At 69.1% G+C, this 2,195-nt stretch carries 2 protein-coding genes; both read left to right on the top strand.

Going from position 1 to position 2,195, the window contains the following annotated elements; all coding sequences use genetic code 11:
- On the top strand, positions 1–1,035 hold a 1,035-nt coding region (locus Q2100_RS31015), incomplete at its 5' end, for a S1C family serine protease (RefSeq protein WP_302917090.1).
- A gap of 23 nt (positions 1,036–1,058) precedes the next feature.
- Entirely contained in the window at positions 1,059–1,601 is a 543-nt protein-coding gene (locus Q2100_RS31010; RefSeq protein WP_302917091.1) for a MogA/MoaB family molybdenum cofactor biosynthesis protein, read from the top strand.
- Positions 1,602–2,195: the final 594 nt, after the last annotated feature.

Here is a 2,195-nt window from a genome sequence, read left to right as displayed (position 1 = left end):
GGTTCGAGCCTCGGCGGCGCCGCACCCACCGTGCCCGCCGCGGCGCTGCCCGCCGGCTCGGTGGAGCAGGTGGCGGCCAAGGTGGTGCCCAGCGTCGTCAAGCTCGAGACCGACCTCGGCCGGGCATCGGAGGAGGGGTCGGGCATCATCCTGACCTCCGACGGCCTCATCCTGACGAACAACCACGTGGTCGCGGCGGCGACGGGTGAACCCGGCGGCCGCGGCGCGCCGGGCTTCCCCGGGCTGCCGGGCAACGCCGGGTCGCAGCCTCCGGCGCAGACCAAGGTGACGTTCTTCGACGGCCGCACCGCGTCGTTCACCGTCGTGGGCACGGATCCCAGCAGCGACATCGCGGTGGTGCGTGCCGAGGGGGTGTCCGACCTGACGCCGATCACGCTCGGCTCGTCGGGCAACCTGCGGGTGGGGCAGGACGTAGTGGCGATCGGGTCCCCGCTCGGCCTCGAGGGCACCGTCACCACCGGCATCATCAGCGCGCTGAACCGCCCGGTGGCCGCAGGCGGCGACACCCGCAACCAGAACACCGTGCTCGACGCCATCCAGACCGACGCCGCGATCAACCCGGGTAACTCCGGCGGTGCGCTGGTCAACATGAACGGCGAACTGGTGGGCGTCAATTCGGCCATCGCGACGATGGGCGGCGACTCTCCGGAAGCGCGAAGCGGCTCGATCGGTCTCGGCTTCGCGATCCCCGTGGACCAGGCCAAGCGCATCGCCGACGAACTGATCCAAGACGGCAGCGCGTCGCGCGCGTCGCTCGGCGTCCAGGTCAGCGACGACACCGCGACCGACGGCGCCAAGATCGTCGAGGTCACCGGCGGCGGTGCCGCCGCGGCGGCCGGCCTGCCCAGCGGCGTGGTGGTGACCAAGGTCGACGATCGCGTGATCAACAGCGCCGACGCCCTCGTCGCCGCGGTGCGGTCGAAAGCCCCTGGTGAGAAGGTCACGCTGACCTACCTCGACCCCTCCGGCAAGCCGCAGACCGCGCAGGTCACCCTCGGCAAGGCAGAGCAGTGATGTCGGGCGACGGTCTGGAGACCGTGCTGGTGGCTGCGCCGCTGTCCGGCCCCGGATATACGGTTGCACTCATGGAACAGCCAGGGGAGTTGGTGGGCCGCGCACTGGTCGTCGTCGTCGACGACCGCACCGCGCACGGCGAACAGGATCACAGCGGGCCGTTGGTCACCGAACTGCTCGGCGAGGCCGGGTTCGTGGTCGATGGTGTCGTGGTGGTCTCCGCCGATGAGGTCGAGATCCGCAACGCGCTCAACACCGCGGTCATCGGCGGTGTCGACCTGGTGGTCTCCGTGGGAGGCACCGGGGTCACCCCGCGCGATGTCACGCCGGAGGCCACGCTCGACATCCTCGATCGCGAGCTGCTGGGGATCTCCGAGGCGCTGCGTTCCTCGGGTCTCTCGGCGGGAATCGTCGACGCGGGACTCTCCCGCGGACTGGCCGGTGTCTCGGGCAGCACGCTGGTGGTCAACATCGCGGGTTCGCGTGCCGCGGTGCGCGACGGGATGGCGACGCTCAATCCGCTGGCTGTCCAGATCATCGGTCAGCTGTCCAGCCTGGAAATCTGACCGCCGCAAATGTGATGTTGATCACAGGGTGGTTCTGAAGTGACTGATCCCGCACGGCGCCCGGCGCCGCCAGTTAACGAGGTCTTCGGCGACGTGCTGCCGGACACCACTGCCGATGAACGGGACCAGGGGTCGTCGGACGCCGGCGCGCAGCACGACGACTGGCTTCGCGAAAACCGTCCTCCCCACCACGAATGACCGGCTGCGCTTGGGCGAGGCCAGGATTCCGCGGCGCCTGCGCCGTCGCGGTGACCTGACCCCACCCCATCGGCGCGCGCCACGGCTTCTGGCGTCGCGGGCCGCGTGTTCGAAGCCGGGGCAGCCGGCGCCTCGGTCACTGCGATCAGCAAATTGACGCCTTTTCGGTGAAATTCCGGCGCGCGATCATAGCTAGGCGTTGCCGCCGTGTGGCCGCGCCGTTATGTTCCTCCTGTCAACGCTGAGCAACCCGTAAGAGCTGATTGTGAAGTCTCTAATTCGCTCCACATGAAGATCTTGCGAGGTGTGTGGTTGTACGGACGGCCAGGCACCGGCAGCACGAGCTAGGGGGAACATGAAGGCAATCAGTCGGGTGCTGATCGCGTTGGTTGCGGC

It is taken from the genome of Mycolicibacterium arseniciresistens (genome assembly GCF_030519285.1).
GTDB lineage: Bacteria > Actinomycetota > Actinomycetes > Mycobacteriales > Mycobacteriaceae > Mycobacterium > Mycobacterium arseniciresistens.
This window is presented reverse-complemented; position numbering and strand designations above follow the sequence as displayed.